Annotated in this window: 17 protein-coding genes; 6 read left to right on the top strand and 11 right to left on the bottom strand. The window is 71.0% G+C overall.

Annotation, left to right across the window (positions count from 1 at the left end):
- Positions 1–20: 20 nt before the first annotated feature.
- The 5 genes from rplT to ACODR1_RS20995 all read right to left on the bottom strand — a co-directional run bounded on the left by rplT (position 21) and on the right by ACODR1_RS20995 (position 3,056).
- Positions 21–377: a 50S ribosomal protein L20 gene (rplT, locus tag ACODR1_RS21015; protein WP_101718180.1), complete on the bottom strand. Its 357-nt coding sequence runs from the start codon at positions 375–377 to the stop codon at positions 21–23.
- 15 nt (positions 378–392) lie between these two features.
- On the bottom strand, positions 393–593 hold the full coding sequence (gene rpmI, locus ACODR1_RS21010; RefSeq protein ID WP_058347693.1) for a 50S ribosomal protein L35: 201 nt from the start codon (positions 591–593) through the stop codon (positions 393–395).
- A 147-nt stretch (positions 594–740) separates the two neighbouring features.
- Positions 741–1,961, bottom strand: coding sequence for an MFS transporter (locus ACODR1_RS21005; RefSeq protein WP_488882177.1), 1,221 nt, complete (start codon positions 1,959–1,961; stop codon positions 741–743).
- Between the two features lie 59 nt (positions 1,962–2,020).
- A complete protein-coding gene (locus tag ACODR1_RS21000) occupies positions 2,021–2,827 on the bottom strand; it encodes a transglutaminase-like domain-containing protein (protein ID WP_488882176.1) in 807 nt (268 codons plus the stop codon).
- A gap of 40 nt (positions 2,828–2,867) precedes the next feature.
- Positions 2,868–3,056, bottom strand: a complete 189-nt coding sequence (locus ACODR1_RS20995) for a hypothetical protein (RefSeq protein ID WP_488882175.1) — start codon at positions 3,054–3,056, stop codon at positions 2,868–2,870.
- A 216-nt stretch (positions 3,057–3,272) separates the two neighbouring features.
- On the opposite strand from ACODR1_RS20995, the gene ACODR1_RS20990 reads away from it, so the two are divergent.
- Together ACODR1_RS20990 and ACODR1_RS20985 are read left to right on the top strand one after the other, a co-directional pair.
- Positions 3,273–3,818, top strand: a complete 546-nt coding sequence (locus ACODR1_RS20990) for a cysteine hydrolase family protein (RefSeq protein ID WP_488882174.1) — start codon at positions 3,273–3,275, stop codon at positions 3,816–3,818.
- Positions 3,819–3,830: 12 nt separating this feature from the next.
- Positions 3,831–4,823 (top strand): GlxA family transcriptional regulator, encoded by a 993-nt coding sequence (locus ACODR1_RS20985; protein WP_488882173.1) that lies wholly within the window; start codon positions 3,831–3,833, stop codon positions 4,821–4,823.
- 2 nt (positions 4,824–4,825) lie between these two features.
- Here the strand turns inward: ACODR1_RS20985 and ACODR1_RS20980 are convergent, their stop codons facing one another.
- Entirely contained in the window at positions 4,826–5,566 is a 741-nt protein-coding gene (locus ACODR1_RS20980) for a 2OG-Fe(II) oxygenase (protein ID WP_488882172.1), read from the bottom strand.
- A gap of 66 nt (positions 5,567–5,632) precedes the next feature.
- Positions 5,633–6,154, bottom strand: a complete 522-nt coding sequence (gene infC, locus ACODR1_RS20975) for a translation initiation factor IF-3 (RefSeq protein ID WP_101715116.1) — start codon at positions 6,152–6,154, stop codon at positions 5,633–5,635.
- A gap of 229 nt (positions 6,155–6,383) precedes the next feature.
- On the opposite strand from infC, the gene ACODR1_RS20970 reads away from it, so the two are divergent.
- The 4 genes from ACODR1_RS20970 (at position 6,384) to ACODR1_RS20955 (ending at position 10,138) form a co-directional block, all read left to right on the top strand.
- Complete coding sequence (locus ACODR1_RS20970) at positions 6,384–7,013, top strand: YitT family protein (protein WP_488882171.1); 630 nt, start codon at positions 6,384–6,386, stop codon at positions 7,011–7,013.
- 82 nt (positions 7,014–7,095) lie between these two features.
- Positions 7,096–7,947 (top strand): aldose 1-epimerase, encoded by an 852-nt coding sequence (locus tag ACODR1_RS20965; RefSeq protein ID WP_488882170.1) that lies wholly within the window; start codon positions 7,096–7,098, stop codon positions 7,945–7,947.
- On the top strand, positions 7,944–8,363 hold the full coding sequence (locus tag ACODR1_RS20960; protein ID WP_488882169.1) for a hypothetical protein: 420 nt from the start codon (positions 7,944–7,946) through the stop codon (positions 8,361–8,363). The genes ACODR1_RS20965 and ACODR1_RS20960 overlap by 4 nt, the downstream gene beginning before the upstream one ends.
- Before the next feature lie 68 nt (positions 8,364–8,431).
- On the top strand, positions 8,432–10,138 hold the full coding sequence (locus ACODR1_RS20955; RefSeq protein ID WP_488882168.1) for a hypothetical protein: 1,707 nt from the start codon (positions 8,432–8,434) through the stop codon (positions 10,136–10,138).
- On the opposite strand, the gene fixJ is transcribed toward ACODR1_RS20955, so the two are convergent.
- The 4 genes from fixJ to ACODR1_RS20935 form a co-directional block, all read right to left on the bottom strand.
- Positions 10,135–10,737: a response regulator FixJ gene (fixJ, locus tag ACODR1_RS20950; protein ID WP_488882167.1), complete on the bottom strand. Its 603-nt coding sequence runs from the start codon at positions 10,735–10,737 to the stop codon at positions 10,135–10,137. The two genes, ACODR1_RS20955 and fixJ, sit on opposite strands and share 4 nt — an antisense overlap.
- Positions 10,737–12,236 carry a PAS domain S-box protein gene (locus tag ACODR1_RS20945; RefSeq protein WP_488882166.1) on the bottom strand — a complete coding sequence of 500 codons (1,500 nt, stop codon included), beginning with the start codon at positions 12,234–12,236 and terminating at the stop codon, positions 10,737–10,739. The genes fixJ and ACODR1_RS20945 overlap by 1 nt, the downstream gene beginning before the upstream one ends.
- Positions 12,237–12,241: 5 nt before the next feature.
- Positions 12,242–13,888 carry an ATP-binding cassette domain-containing protein gene (locus ACODR1_RS20940; protein ID WP_488882165.1) on the bottom strand — a complete coding sequence of 549 codons (1,647 nt, stop codon included), beginning with the start codon at positions 13,886–13,888 and terminating at the stop codon, positions 12,242–12,244.
- Positions 13,885–15,246: ATP-binding cassette domain-containing protein (locus ACODR1_RS20935; RefSeq protein WP_488882164.1), on the bottom strand; the 1,362-nt coding region annotated here is incomplete at its 5' end. The genes ACODR1_RS20940 and ACODR1_RS20935, both read right to left, overlap by 4 nt.

The following is a 15,246-nucleotide window of genomic DNA, read 5'->3' as shown; positions in this document are numbered from 1 at the left end:
GCGGTGAGGCTCAGATGTCCTTAGGCCAGGGCAGCGCGAACCTTGTCGGCGATGGCCTTGAACGCAACGGCGTCGTTGCCGGCGATGTCCGCCAGGACCTTACGGTCGATCACGATACCCGCCACGTCCAGGCCGTGGATGAATTGCGAGTAGGTGAAGCCTTCGGTGCGGGCGCCGGCGTTGATGCGCTGGATCCACAGCGAACGGAAGGCGCGCTTGCGCACCTTGCGGTCGCGGTAGGCGTACTGGCCGGCCTTGTCGACCGCGGCCTTGGCCGTACGGATGGTGTTCTTGCGGCGGCCGTAGAAGCCCTTCGCCTGTTCAAGAACCTTCTTGTGCTTGGCGTGGGCGACGACGCCACGTTTAACGCGAGCCATGTGTCAGCGCTCCTCTTACAGGCCGTAGGGCAGGTACGTACGGATGATCTTGGCGTCAGCCTCGCTCATCACCTTCGTGCCGCGGTTTTGGCGGATGTACTTGCCGTTGTGGCCGATCAGGCGGTGGCGCTTGCCGGCGACGCCGGCTTTCAGCTTGCCCGTGGCGGTGATCTTGAAGCGCTTTTTGGCGCCCGACTTCGTCTTCAACTTAGGCATTTCGCGTCGGAGCGTTTAACGGCCCCGTCCTCTGGATAGCGAGACGAACCGCCATGGCATGCCAAATTGGCCAGGCGGTTCCGGAAAGGCGGGGTGAATACTGGAGCCCCGGGAGAAAAGCAAGGCCCGACGGACTCTTAAGTCCGATCAGGGCGCGGCCTTGGCCCGGCGTCCCACCGTCACCGCCAGCACGACGGCCGGAACCGTCAGCAGGGCGCCCACCCAGTAGGGCGCGCCGGTGGCCAGGCCGAACAGCGGACCGGCCAACATCGGGCCGCTCATCCGCGCCAGAGAGCCGCTGGCCATGTTGAGGCCCAGCATCGCGCCCTGCTGGTCGGGCGGGGTGGCGCGCGAGATCAGCGCCGCGATGCACGGGAACACCAGCGACTGGCCAAAGGCGGTGAAGCCCACGAACAGCGGCACGTAGGCGGCGCTCGGCACGAACGGGGTCGAGGCCATCGAGACGCAGATGATCAAGAGGCCCGCGGTCAGCACCTTGGGTTCGCCGAATCGACGGGCCAGGCGTCCGGTCAGCACGCCCTGGCCCAGAGATGCCACCACGCCGATGACGGCGAAGCACAGGCCCACCTGCTGGGGCGTCCAGTCGAACCGCGCCTGGGTCCACAGGCCGAAGGTCGCCTCCATGCCCGAGAAGGCGGCGGTGGAGACGAAGGTGACCATCAGCACCCGCGACAGCACCGGATGGGCGAACGCGGCCTTCAGGGCCTCGCGCCGGGGTGGCGGGGGCGGGGCGTCCTTGCGGGGCGCGCGACTCTCGACCACGAACAGGAAGACGCCCAGGGCGGCCGTGGCGGCCAGGCCCGCGGCGACCAGCAGCGGCAGCTGGAAGCCCAGTCGTCCGGCGTCCGGATGAGCCAGCAGGCCGCCCAGGGCCGGGCCGACCACGAAGCCGGCCCCGAAGGCGCTGCCCAGCAGGCCCATGCGGGCGGCGCGCTTCTCGGGCGGGGTGACGTCGGCCATGTAGCCCTGGATCGTCGAGATGTTGCCGCTGGCCGCGCCGCTGAAGAAGCGGATCACGAAGGCGATCGCGATGGTCGGGGCGAAGGCCAGGGCGACGTACGAGGCGGTGTTGGCCAGGATGGTGACGATCAGCACCGGCCGCCGGCCGATGCGGTCGGACAGGCGGCCCCAGAAAGGCTCGGCCAGGAACTGGCCCAGTGAGTAGGCCGAGAACAGCGCCGTCACCTGCCAGGGGCTGGCGCTCAGCGCCTTGGCGTAGAAGGGCAGCAGCGGGATCACCAGGCCGAACCCGACCAGGTTGATGAACACCACCAGCAACAGGACGTAGAGCGCGCGGGCGCTGTGGACGGGCGCCGGCGGCGTGGTCGGAGCAGCAGGCATGGACATGACGGGAACCTTCGAGGCGGCTCCTCTACGCCCGATGGTCCGAAAAAGCGACTGAAATTTCAGTTTCCGGGTGCGGAGGATGTTTCCAACTGCCGGATGGCGATGGACTTGGCCTCGAAGCGCGCGTCGCCGAAGGTCGCCGCGAAGGCCACGTCGGCGGCGTCACGGCCAAAGCCGATGGGAACAAGGCCCGCCAGCGGCGCGCGGCGGGTCGGGTCGAAGGTGCGCCAGGCGCCGCCGAGATAGACCTGGAACACCGCGTGGAAGTCCGGCGGCCGCAGGTCCAGGGCATAGCAGGAGACGAAGCGCGCGGGCATGTCGAGCGCCCGGCACAGGGCCACGCCCAGGTGGGCGAAGTCGCGGCACACGCCGACACGGTCGACCAGGGTGTCGAGGGCGCTGGTGGCGCCGCTGCTGGTTCCGGCTTCGTAGGCGATCGAGGCGGCGATCCAGTCGGTGATCGCCTGCGCCTGGCCCAGGCCCTGGGGGCGGGCCCCGAAGGTCTGGCGGGCGAAGGCGGTCAGGCGATCGGATGGGCAGTAGCGGCTGGGATTGAGATAGGGCAGCGCCGTGAGCGGCAGGTCGTTGACCACCTCGCCGCCGATGAAGTCGCGCTGGTCGACGATCGAGCGCCGCTCGACCTCGGCGACATAGCCGATGTCGAGCGGTCCGGGCTGGGCCAGGAAGCGGATGAAGCGGTTGCCGGCGAAGGCGTCGACGAAGAAGTCCGCCGTGATCCCCGGGGGCAGCAGGATGGTCTCGTCGTGCACGTCCTGATCGGCGCCGTCGGCGGCCTGGATCGCCAGGATGAAGCTCGTGGGCGCCCGCACGTCGTAGCGCAGGCGGCAGTCGATCGAGAGACGCATGGCGCGGGTTCCAAGGGAGGGCAGCGTGAGGGCGGCGTCCCTAAACGCCCGACGGCGGCGTTTGGGCCCGGGCCTCCATGCGGGCGTCCTCGGCGTCGGCCAGTTCGCTCCACGTGCGGGCGGCCTGCTCGTGCTTGGCCTGGACGTGCGGCAGCGAACTTGCGCCGGCGGCCTCCAGGGCCGTGGCGGCGAGCGCGCGGTACTCCGGCGCGCGAAAGGGATGTCTCAAGGGGGAAGCTCCTGCCGAAGGCAAAGTCCAGGGCGGGCTTCACGCTCATTATATGGGGACGAAGCGCGACGATTGCGAATTCGGAGCTCGACAAGGCCCTGAAGGCAGCGGTCTATGAATGTCTTTTTCTGTCCGTTCTTCGTCCGTCGCCTCGCTTACCTGGCTTGAAGCCGAAGCCTAGCTTGCGCCATCTTCCAAGCCATGGAGACGCAAGAAATGTCCGCCGCCACCGCCCTCATCGTCGTCGACGCCCAGGATTCCTTCCGCCAGCGGGCTTCGTGGGACCCGGCGATCGCCGGCGCCTATCTTGAGCGCCAGCAGGCCCTGATCGACGGGGCCAAGGCCAAGGGCCTGCCGGTCGTGCAGATCCTGCACGTCGAGGCCGAAGGGATCTTCAGCCTGGCCTCCGGTCACGTACGCACGGTCGAGGGCCTGTCGCTGGCGCCCGACGTCGTCTTCCACAAGCCCAGCCACAGCGCCTTGGTCGGCACGGGCCTGCTGGTCTGGCTGATCCAGAACCGCATCGGCCGGATCATCGTCAGCGGCATCCGCACCGAGCAGTGCTGCGAGACCACCACGCGCCACGCCTCGGACCTGGGTTTCGCCGTCGACTACGTCACCGAGGCCACCCTGACCTTTGACATGACCGACCGCCACGGCCGGGTGTTCACCGTCGACGAGATCAAGGCCCGCACCGAGCTCGTGCTGCACGAGCGCTTCGCCCGCATCGCCACCGTGGAAGAGGCTCTCGAAGCCGCATAGGAAGCCCGCCGCATGACCGATCCGTCGCCCGCCGTCATTCCCGTCTATGTCGTCCTGCCGCCGCGCACCCTGTTGCTCGACGTGGCCGGACCCATGGAGGTGCTGCGGCGGGCGGCGATGGAGCCAGGCGCGCCGGGCTTCGCGGTGACCTATGTCGCCGCAAGGCCTGTGGTCGACAGTTCGGTCGGCCTGGCCCTGGCCGGCCTGGCGCCGTTGCCGGACGCCTTACCGGACGGCGCGATGGTCGTGGTGTCGGGAAACGTCGACCAGGTGCTGGGCGGTCCCGGCCCGACGGACCAGGACGCCGCCGACGAGGACGCCATCGTCGCCTGGCTGGCCCGCGTCGTGCGACCGGGCGTGACCCTGGCCTGCATCTGCTCGGGCGCGCTCCTGGCGGCGCGGGCCGGACTGCTGGCCGGAAAGGCCTGCACCACCCACCATGTCTGCATCGAGGACCTGACGCGGCTGGCGCCGAGCGCCCGGGTGCTGGAAGACAGGCTGTTCGTCGAGGACGGCGAGCGCCTGACCAGCGCGGGCGTCACCTCGGGCGTTGATATGATGCTGCATCTGGTGGCCCGGCTGCGTGGGCCGGCCCTGGCGGTGTCGATCGCCCGCCAGATGGTGGTCTATCTGCGGCGCGGGCCGGCCGATCCGCAGCTGTCGCCATGGCTGCAGGGGCGCAATCACGTTCACCCCGCCGTCCATCGCGTGCAGGACGCCGTCGCCGCCGATCCGACCCGCGACTGGAGCCTGGAGGTGCTGGCCGATCTGGCCGCCGCCAGTCCGCGCCATCTGTCGCGGCTGTTCAACGCCCATGCCGGCATGAACCTGACCGACTACGTCAACCGCCTGCGGCTGGCCCTGGCCAGCGAGATGCTGTCGGCGACCCGGCTGGACATGGAGAGCGTCGCCGAGCGGGCGGGCTTCGCCTCGACCCGCCAGCTGCGCCGAGTCTGGCGACGGCACAATCCGACTTCGCCCAAGGCCGCTCGAGCGACCGGCTGAGTTCAGCCGCGCGTGCGGATCCAGCCGGTCAGCGACAGGCGCGGCCCGGCCGCCTGGGGGGTGACGTAGCTGACGGCGTGCTTTTGCGGCACGCGGAAGATGTTCAGGGCGTTGAAGCTGGGCGTGTAGCCCTCGGCCACGTGGCCGTCGCCGTCGAGGAACAGCAGCAGGCCGCCCCAGTCGCCGCGCCACTGCGGCGTCAGGTTCAGGACGTAGGCGTAGAGTCGGTTCTTGCCGTCGGCGTGGTCGTCGTGTTCGGTCAGGAAGTGGCCGGGCCGATAGCGAGTGGCCTGGCAGTCGCAATATTCGGGGCGATCGTCGCCCGTCAGGTCGCGCACGAAGCCCAGGAAGGCCTCGCCGTTGATAAGATCGTAGGCGGCCTCCAGCAGCCGGCCTTCTCGGCGGCCGGCCTCGACCTCGTCGCTGACCCGGAAATTGTCGAACCGGAAGCCGAAGCCGGCGCGGGTCTCTTCAGCCACCTGGCGGTCGAGGGCGGCGTCGTCGGCCGTCGACAGGGCGCCGGGGCCGTCCAGCGGCAGGTTCCAGAGCTTGGTCCCCACGCCGACTACGCCGCTCCACGGCGTGTCGATGGTCAGGGCGGCGTGCAGGCGCGAGGCCGAGTCGGCGGTCAGGAAGCCCGGCACGTGCAGCCGGCCGCCGGCGGCGAAGGCCTCGCGCCAGGCCTTGGGCGTCAGGCCGGGGTCCAGGGAGAGGGGGTCTTGCTTGACGGCGGGCTGTGACATCGGGGCGAACCAGAAACGAAAAACGCCCCGGCGAGGCCGGGGCGTCTTCGAAGATAGGGCCTAAGCTTAGCGGGGCGCCAGGATCATGATCATCTGGCGGCCTTCCATGCGAGGCTCGTACTCGACCTTGGCGACCTCGTCGAAGTCGGCCTTGACCTGCTGCAGCAGCTTCATGCCGAGTTCCGGGTGAGCCATTTCGCGACCGCGGAAGCGCAGGGTGACCTTCACCTTGTCGCCTTCCTCGAAGAAGCGGAACATCGACTTGGCCTTAACGTCATAGTCGTGCTTGTCGATGTTCGGGCGGAGCTTGATTTCCTTGAGCTCGACGACCTTCTGACGCTTGCGGGCCTCGTTCTTCTTCTTCTGTTCCTGGAACTTGAACTTGCCGTAATCCAGGATCTTGCAGACGGGCGGGTTCGCGTTCGGAACGATTTCAACCAGGTCCAGGCCAGCTTCTTCGGCCGCTTCCATGGCGGAGGCGGTCGGCATCTCGCCCTGCTTCTCGCCGTTCTGGTCGATCAGCAGCACGCGGGGGACGCGGATTTCATCATTGATACGCGGTCCATCCTTGACGGGCGGCGCTTGCATGGGACGGCGAATAGGGGCGGCTCCGGAATTGTTGTAGAGGATTTCGCGCGGCGCCCATGGGGCGTCGCGTTGAGATGATATATGACGTTAGACACGGGCGCTATCAAGCGTCTGACGCGACAAGAACGTTCCACGCGGCCGAGGATCGGCGGCGGAAGGGGCGGCAGGGCGGGAACGTGATCGGGACGGACGGCCGTTTCCCATTCCTCCAGACGACGATTCGACGCCCTTGAACGCCGCCGCCGCCTCCATTTCCCCCATGCCCGCCACGCGCCACACGCTCATCGAAGACGTCCACGCGCTGCTGATCGGCACGAGCTTCATCGCCGTGGGCCTGACCCTGCTGAAGACCGCCGGCCTGGTGACCGGCGGCATCGCCGGGATCGCCCTGATCGTCTCCTATCTCGGCGGCTGGCCGGTAGGGGTGGTGTTCTTCGTGCTGAACCTGCCGTTCTACATCTTCGCCCAGCGGGCCCTGGGCTGGACCTTCGCGTTCAAGACCCTGGCGGTGAACGTGACCCTGACCGGCCTGACCCTGGCCCTGCCGCACTGGCTGAAGCTGAAGGGCGTGGACCCGATCTTCGCGGCGGTGTTCGGGGGCACCATCATCGGCATGGGCATTCTCGCCCTGGCGCGCCACCGCGCTTCAGTCGGCGGCATCGGCGTGCTGGGCCTGTGGCTGCAGGAAAAGCATGGGATCAGCGCGGGCAAGGTGCAGATGGGCACCGACGTTCTGGTGGTGGGCGCGGCCTTCATGGTGGTCAGCCTCGACAAGCTGCTGCTGTCGGTCCTGTCGGCCGTGGCGCTGAGCATCGTCATCATCGCCAACCACAAGCCCGGCCGCTACGCCGGCTATTGACGGCGATGTTCATTGCCCCTGTGGGGGCAAGCTGGCATACGACGCGCGACGTAGCGCGCGTTAGCGCTACCAGGAGTTCCGCATGACCCGTCCCGTCCTGGCGACCGCCCGCGCCCGCGTCGAACTGCTGCCCGAGGTGGGCGGTTCGATCGGTCGCTTCGTGTTCGACGGCCGCGACGTGCTGCGCCCGACGCCGCAAGGCGCGACCGACGCCCTGGACGTCGGCTGCTTCCCGCTCGTGCCGTTCTGCAACCGCATCCCCAATGGCCGCTTTTCCTTCCAGGGGCGTGACGTCGTTCTGGCCCCAAACCTCGGCGGTCACCCGCATCCGCTGCACGGCCAGGGCTGGCGCGCCGCCTGGACGGTGACGGGCCTGTCCGACACCCGCGCCGTGCTGACCTACGACCACGCCCCGTCCGACTGGCCCTGGGCCTACCGCGCCGAGCAGATCCTGGTGCTGTCCGACGAGGGCCTGCGCATCGAACTGTCGGTGACCAACACCGGGACCGAGGTGATGCCGGCAGGCCTTGGCCTGCACCCCTATTTCGCCGCCCGTCCGGGCGAGGCCCTGAAGATGGACGTCGACGGCGTCTGGATGGTCGACGCCGACGTCCTGCCGACCGTTCACCACCAGGGTCCCTGGGTGCGTGACTGGACCGTGGGCGCGCCGACCGCGACCGACAGCCTGATCGACAACTGCTGGACCGGCTTTGGCGGCAAGGCCGTGCTGTCGGCGCCGGAAGGGACCTCGACGATCATCGAGGCCTCGGACAACTGCCGCTGGGCCCATGTCTATTCGCCGCCGGGCGCCGACTTCGTCTGCGTCGAGCCGACCTCCAGCCGTCCCGACCCGTTCGGTGAAGGCGACACGGGTATCGTCGCCCTGGCCCCGGGCGAGAAGGCGTCGGTCTGGATGACCCTGACGATCGCATGATCGCCGACCTGCTCGATTTGCGCCGGATCAAGGCGCGCTGGACCGACACGGGCTTGAATGGCGCCATGTGCGCCCCTTCGCCCGCCCGTCCGCTGGTGATCATCGTCGAGCCCGACGAGGCCCTGCGCGAGGCCCTGGCCTTCGCACTGGAGACCGAGGGCTACTGGCCGCGCGCCTTCGCCGGCGTGGCCGAGGTCCCGCTGGCCGAACTGATCGCCGCCGACTGCCTGGTGCTGGATGTCGACCTGCTGGCCCTGGCCTCGCTGCGCGGCAAGGGCGTGCGTACGCCCGCCGTGCTGGTGGCCGAAGGCCCCGTCGACCTGACCGTCACCGACGCCCTCTGGGCCGGCGTGGCCCACAAGCCGCTGATTACCGACGCGCTGAGCGTGCAGGTGAAGAAGGCGGTGGGGGCCTGATCGTTATTCGATTACGGTTGTAAATACTCCGCTCGTCTGCTTAGCCTTGCCCAGAACGGGGGTGAGGCATGCGGCATAGATGGTTGATCGGCCTGGCGGCGACGCTGTCGCTGGGCGCGGGAGGGGCGGCCAGAGCCTGTTCGCCGGTTCCAGGCTACGTCCGGCCCAGCAATTTCGAGCTCGTGCAGATCGCCGACGCCATCGTCGTCGCCACGCCGTTGTCGGCGCCGCCCGTCGGACAGGACGACGATCCCTTCGAGACGCCGATGCGGCTGCGGGTGACCGAAACCCTGAAGGGCGATCTGGCCGGCGAGATCGAGGTCCGGGGCCTGATGTTGGGCTCCACCAGGCGCAGCGATCCCAAGGATATCTTCTTCTCGCACCCCGAAGGCCACATGGGCCCCTGCAACCGCATGACCCTGGCCAAGGGCGGCAGCTACCTGCTGTTCCTGGGCCGCACGGGCGAGCGCCTGGGCGTGCTGGGCTTTCCGTTCTCGCGCGTCAACGAGGACTATGCAGGCCCGGATTCGGCGTGGTCGCGCACGGTGCGGACCTATCTCGACATCCAGCGCGAGCCCGATGGCGCGGTCGAACTGGCCAGGCTCGAGGCCCTGAAGGCCGAGCTGGAGGCCAAGCGCGGGCGGACGCGGGACGAGGCCATGCTGGCCGCCGATATCGAAGGCCACCTGGGCTCGGTCTCGCCATGGAAGCCGACGGCCTACCTGCTGGCGGCGTATGACGACCTCAAGGCCGGACGTCCGCCCCGCCATGCACCGCGCAACCCCGCCTACGACCAGGAGCAGTCCGGCGCGGCGATGTTCTCGGACATGATCCTGCGGGCGTCCGGCGACGAGCCGGAAAAGCCGGCCCGAGACCCGCGTGAGACAGCGATTCTCGAGGCCCTGATCGAGCCTGGTCACGCCGACGCGGGGGCGGTGTTCGAGCCCTTCCTGCGCGACGAGGCGCCGGCCGGCGACCTGGACCTGGCGTTGCGCTTCCTGGCCAACAACGGCCAGTTCCGTCGCGCCTACGACGTGATCGAGGCCCGCGTGCCGGCGCGTCTGGCGAGCGCGGCCTCGGCCGACGAGGCCCGCGGCCTGCTGTGGACCACGGCGAAGGTGGTGGAGGATCCTTACGGCGGCGAGCCGCCGCGCTGGCGGACCGATCCGTCGGTCGAAGCCCGCTGGCCTCGCCTGGCGGTGGCGCTGGCCCGGCAGGCGCTGGAGCGCTTTGGCGTTGAGGCCAGTTTCGCGGAGGGGCCCAAGGCCCTGCTGGGCGCGGACTACCGCGCCGATCCCGAACTGACCCTGATGGTCTCGGGGCATGACGAGGCGATCACCAACTGGGCTCGATCCCAGTTGGTGCAGGCGGGCGCCGCGCAGACGCCGGCGGATGCGGCCGACGATCCGCTGAAATTGCCGATCGAGGTCACCTTGCGGTGGGCCGGGCTCGGCGCTCCGGGCGAGGAGGTGGGCCTGAACCGGATGTTCTGCGCGGGTCCGGCGCGGCGGGCGATGCTGATCCAGACCTGGGGGCTGCGCAGCCGCTCCCTCGGCGCAAGCCTGGCCAAGCGCATGGCCGCGTCGCCCCAGCTGGACGACGTCGAACGCGCGCATCTGGCCGAAGCCGTCCGGACCTGGGATGCGCGCCTGACCCGATCGGGGGAGCTGAGGCTGCTCGACGAGGACGCGGTCATGGCCAAGCTGGCGCGCGGCGAGCGTCCGACGGCGCAGGACCTGGGATCGCTGCACCCGCTGACCTGCCCGTCGGTCTAGGCGCGCACCGACAACGTCATCCGGACCAGGGCCGCCAGGTTGTCGGCGTGCATCTTGCTCATCAGCTTGGCGCGGTAGATCTCGACCGTGCGCGGGCTGATGCCCAGGTCGCGGGCGATGATCTTGTTGGGATGGCCGGCCACGACGCCGTCCAGCACCTGGCGCTCGCGCTCGGACAGGGTCTCCATCCGGGCCAGCACCTGGGCCTGGTCGTTGCTGACCGCAGGCTGAGGCGCGGCGGCCAGGGCGCGCTCGAGGGCCGCCAGGATCCGGGCTTCGGAGAACGGCTTTTCGATGAAGTCGACGACCCCGTCGCGCATGGCCTCGACGGCCATCGGGATGTCGCCGTGGCCGGTAATCATCACCACGGGCAGGGACGCGCCCTCGGCCTTCAGGCGGCGCACCAGCTCCTGGCCGGTCATGCCGGGCATGCGCACGTCGGTGATCACGCAGCCGGGCTCGACCTCGGAGAGGTCAGACAGGAAGGCCAGAGCGCTGGCGTAGGTGCGCACGCGGAAATCGGCGGTCTCCAGCAGGAAGGCCAGCGAGTCGCGGGCGTCGGCGTCGTCGTCGACCACGTGCACAACGGCGTCGCTCATCAAATCGTCTCCTGGTCGGCTGCAGGCTTGCGGATCTTGGAGGGGTCTGGGGCCGGGGCGGGCGGCAGGGTGAAGCGGAACACCGTGCCGCCGCCGAGATTGGCGTCGGCCCAGATGCGGCCGCCGTGCGCCTCGATGATCGAGCGCGAGATCGACAGGCCTACCCCCATGCCCTCGGCCTTGGTGGTCATGAACGGCTGGAACAGGCGCTCGCGGAACTCGTCGTCGACCCCGGCGCCGGTGTCGGCCACCGAAACCTCGACCGTTCCGTCGTCCAGCCTGCGGCTGGCGAGCGTGAGGCGGCGCACGGCCTGGCCGTCCATGGCCTCAAGGGCGTTGCGGATCAGGTTGACCAGCACCTGCTGGATCTGCACCCGGTCGGCGAAGACGGCGTCGCAGGTCTCGTCCAGGGCGATGCGAACCTCGGCCTGGCCCTCGCGCACCCCGATCAGGGCCAGGGCGCGGGCGTCGTCGACCAGTTCCGACAGGCTCTCGACGTCGCGCTCGGTGGCGCCGCGGCGCACGAACTCGCGCATGCGGTGGATGACGTCGCCGGCCCGCAGCGCCTGGTCGGAGGCCCGGTCGATGGCGTCGCGCACCTTGGCCTGGTCCTCGGGACGGCCGCGATCCATCAGCCGGCGCGAGCCGGTCAGCAGGTTGGCGATGGCCGACAGCGGCTGGTTCAGCTCGTGGGCCAGGGTGGTGGCCATCTCGCCCATGGCGGTCAGGCGCGAGACGTGCACCAGTTCGCCCTGCAGTTCCTGCAGGCGGGCCTCGGTGGCGTGGCGTTCGGTCAGGTCGCGGATGAAGCCGGTATAGGCGCGGGTCGGGCCCTTGGTCTCGCCCACGGCCAGTTCCATGGGGAAGGTGGTGCCGTCGCGGCGCAGGCCGGTGACGACGCGGCCGACCCCGATCACCCGCTTCTCGCCGGTCTGCTCGTAGCGCGACAGATAGTCGTCATGGGCGCTCTGGTGCGGCTCGGGCATCAGCATGCTGACGTTCCGGCCCACGGTCTCGGCGGCGGTCCAGCCGAACAGGCGCTCGGCCGCCGGGCTGAACGAGGTCATGATCCCGCGCGGGTCGATGACGACCACCGCGTCGGGCACGGTGTCGAGGATCGAGCGCAGGTGGCTGGTCATGGCCACGGTGCGATGGCGGGCGGCGTGGAACCAGCCGCCGCCGATCGACATGCCCACGCCGATCATCAGGAACACGATGCTCGACACCGCCGTGGCCTGGTCGGGATGGGGCGAGAAGGTCAGGAACCAGACGATGGCCGAGGCCGCGACCGTCGAGATCAGGCCGGGCACGAGGCCGCCGAGCGCGGCGCTGACCAGTACCGCCGGCACGAACAGCAGGAAGGCGGCCGGGGCGGCGTAGCGGCTGGGCAGGGCGAAGAACAGCAGGGCGCAGGCGGCGATCATCGTCGCCGAGGCCAGGAACACGCCGGGGCGCAGCTCGCTGTGCAGCGGGCCGGGAGCGCGCGGGGGAGCGGCCATGGGCCTCAAGGCTTCGCCGGTTCGGTCATGGGGCGGCTTATAGCCGACCCGGCGGGGCGCGACACCGTTTCCACCGCCATCGCCTGTTCGCACAGCGTCAGCGGCGCCTTGCGGTGGCTGACCAGCACCAGGCCTTGCCCGGTCCGGCGCAGGCGGGCGTCCAGCCGCGCGATCACCTGGGCCTCGGTGGCGGGGTCGAGGCCCTCGGTCGGCTCGTCGAGCAGCAGCCAGGGGGCGTCGCGCAGCAGGGCGCGGGCCAGGGACAGCCGCCGGCGCTCGCCGCCCGACAGCCGCTCGCCCGCCTCGCCCACCCAGGCGTCCAGGCCCTGGGGCAGGGCGCGGACCCGCTCGGCCAGGGCCGCGTCGTCGAGGGCGGCCCAGAGGGCTTCGTCGGTGGCTGTGGGCGCGGCCAGTTTCAGGTTCTCGCGCACCGTGCCGGCCAGCAGGGCGGCGTCCTGCGGCGCGTAGGCGAAGGCTGGGCGCAGGGCGGCGGGCGACAGCCCCGCGCCGTCCTGGCCGTCCAGGGCGAAGGCGCCGGTCGGGGCTGGGCGCAGGCCGACCAGCTGTTCCAGCCGGGTGGTCTTGCCGCTGCCGGTGGGGCCGGTGAGGGCCAGGCGCGCGCCGGGGGGCAGGTCCAGGCCTTGCAGGCGCAGGGCGGGGCGGCCGGGCTTGGCCGGCGGCGCGTCTTCGGGCGTGTGGCGCAGCAGGGCGTCCAGCCGCTCGCCGGCCGCCTCGGCCGCGCCGTCCTGTTCGAAGGCGCGGGCGATCGGGGCGGCGGCCTCGATCGCCATGACGGCCGCCAGCGCGGCCAGGGCCGCCAGCGGGGCCGAGGCCGGGGCGGCCAGGGCCAGCACAGAGGCGACGGCCAGGCCTGTCAGCGCCCCCTCGGACAGGCCGAGGATCCCCTGGGCCCGCGCGGCGCGGACCTTCAGGGCGTCCAGCCGGTCGCCGAGCACGGCGATGCGGTCAAGGGCGGGTCCCTCCGCCCCATAGACCTTCAGTTCCGGCGCGGCGGCGGCGAAGGCGGCCAGGGCCGCCTTCAGTTCGCCCGCCGCCGCCTGGATCGCCGCCCCGGCCGGGGCGCTGAGCCGCCGGGTCAGCAGGCGGGCGAGGACGAGGTGGGCGGCGACGGCGACCAGCATGGCCAGGGCCGGGCCGATCCCGGCCAGGGCGGCCAGCGCCACGGCCATGGCGATCCCAGCGCCGGCGCCCCAAGGCGCGGACAGGCGCACGAAGCGGGTCTCGACGGCGTCGACGTCCTGCACCAGGCGGGCGGCGGCTTCCCCGCGCGAGATCGCCAGCGCCTCGCGCGGCGGTGCGGCGGCCAGGGCGGCGAACAGGCGGGGGCGGATGGCGGCCAGGGCGTCCAGAGCGGCGGCATGGCCCTGCAGGCGCTCGCCGTAGCGGGCGACGGTGCGCAGTATGGCCAGCAGGCGGATCGTGGCGCTGGGCAGCAGCACGTTGAAGGCCTGGGCCGTCGCCAGGCCCGCGACGCCGGCCAGGGCCGCGCCGGTGATGAACCAGCCCGACAGGCCCAGGAGGGCGGTGGAGGCGGCCCCGACCACGGCGGCGGCGACGGCGGCCACGATCAGCGGGCCGGCCTGGCGGCGGCGCTGCTCGGCGATCAGCTTGGAAAGCGGGCTCTTGGTCACAGGCGCACCACCTGGTCGGCGACGGCCGCCAGGGCCTCGGAATGGGTGGCGATCAGGGTCGTGCGGCCGGCGACGGCCTGCCGGATGGCGGCGATCATCGCCGCCTCGGCCTGGGCGTCGAGATCGGCCGTCGGTTCGTCCAGCAGCAGGATCGGCGCGCGCTTGAGCAGGGCGCGGGCTATCCCCAAACGTCGGCGTTCGCCGCCCGACAGGCCGCCGCCGCGCTCGTCCAGGGGCGCATCGAGGCCGCCGCGGCGGTCGAGCAGGTCAGACAGGCCCGCGCGGCGGGCGGCGGTTTCCAGGTCGTCGCGCGAGGCGTCGGGCCGCGCCAGCGCCAGGTTGTCGGCCAGGGTTCCAGCCAGCAGCAGCGGCGACTGCCCGGCCCAGGCCAGGTCGGCGGCGAAGGCGCCGGCCTCCGAGAGCCTGGCCTCGCCCACATGCACCTCGCCGGCGCTCAGCGGGGCAAGGCCGGTCAGCAGGTTCAGCAGGGTGGTCTTGCCGCAGCCGCTGGGGCCGAGCAGGGCGGTGATCTTTCCGGCCGGGGCGACGAGGTCGAAGCCGTCGAACACCGCCGCCTCGCCGTCGGGATAGGTCACGCCCACGCCCTCGAAGCGGATCTCCGGCGCACCCGGCAGGGATAGCGGCGCAACGGCCGGGGCGGGGACGGGCAGGCGGGCCAGGGTCAGCGCCGCTGTCTCGGCGGCCTGGCGGTCGTGATAGGCGGCGGCCAGCCGGCGCATGGGGGCATAGACCTCCGGCGCCAGGGCCAGGGCGAAGAAGGCCCGCTTTAGGTCCAGCGTCTCGGGCACGGGGAAGGGCAGCAGGCGCAGCAGGTTGAAGCCGCAGTAGACCGCCGCCAGCGCTACAGACAGGGCCGCGAAGAACTCCAGCGCCGCCGACGAGAAGAAGGCCACCCGCAGCACCGCCTGGGTGCGCTTGGAAAGGTCGTGGGCGGCCCCCGCCAGGCCCGCCGTGACCCGGTTCTCGGCCTGGAAGGCCAGCACCACCGGCAGGGTCCGCACGCGGTCGAGGAACAGGGTCGACAGCCGCTCCAGGGCCAGGAACTGCCGGCGAGAGGCGTCGGCGGCGGCCATGCCGGCCAGGGCCATGGCGGCGATGAACGGCAGCAGGGTGAAGAGCTGGATCCCCGCGCAGACCGGGCTGGCGATGGCGGTCAGGCCGATCAGCAACAGCGGCGCGACGGCCGAGGCGCTGCGGGCCGGGGCGAAGCGCGAGAAGTGGCCGTCCAGCGCCTCGACCCCTTCCATCACCGCGGTGACGGCCGCGCCGCCGCGCGGCGCGCCGGGCGCCAGCAGCGAGGCGGCGGCCTGGCGGCGGGCGTGGGCCTTGGCCTGGGC

It is taken from the genome of Caulobacter sp. FG7 (assembly GCF_057808875.1).
This window is presented reverse-complemented; position numbering and strand designations above follow the sequence as displayed.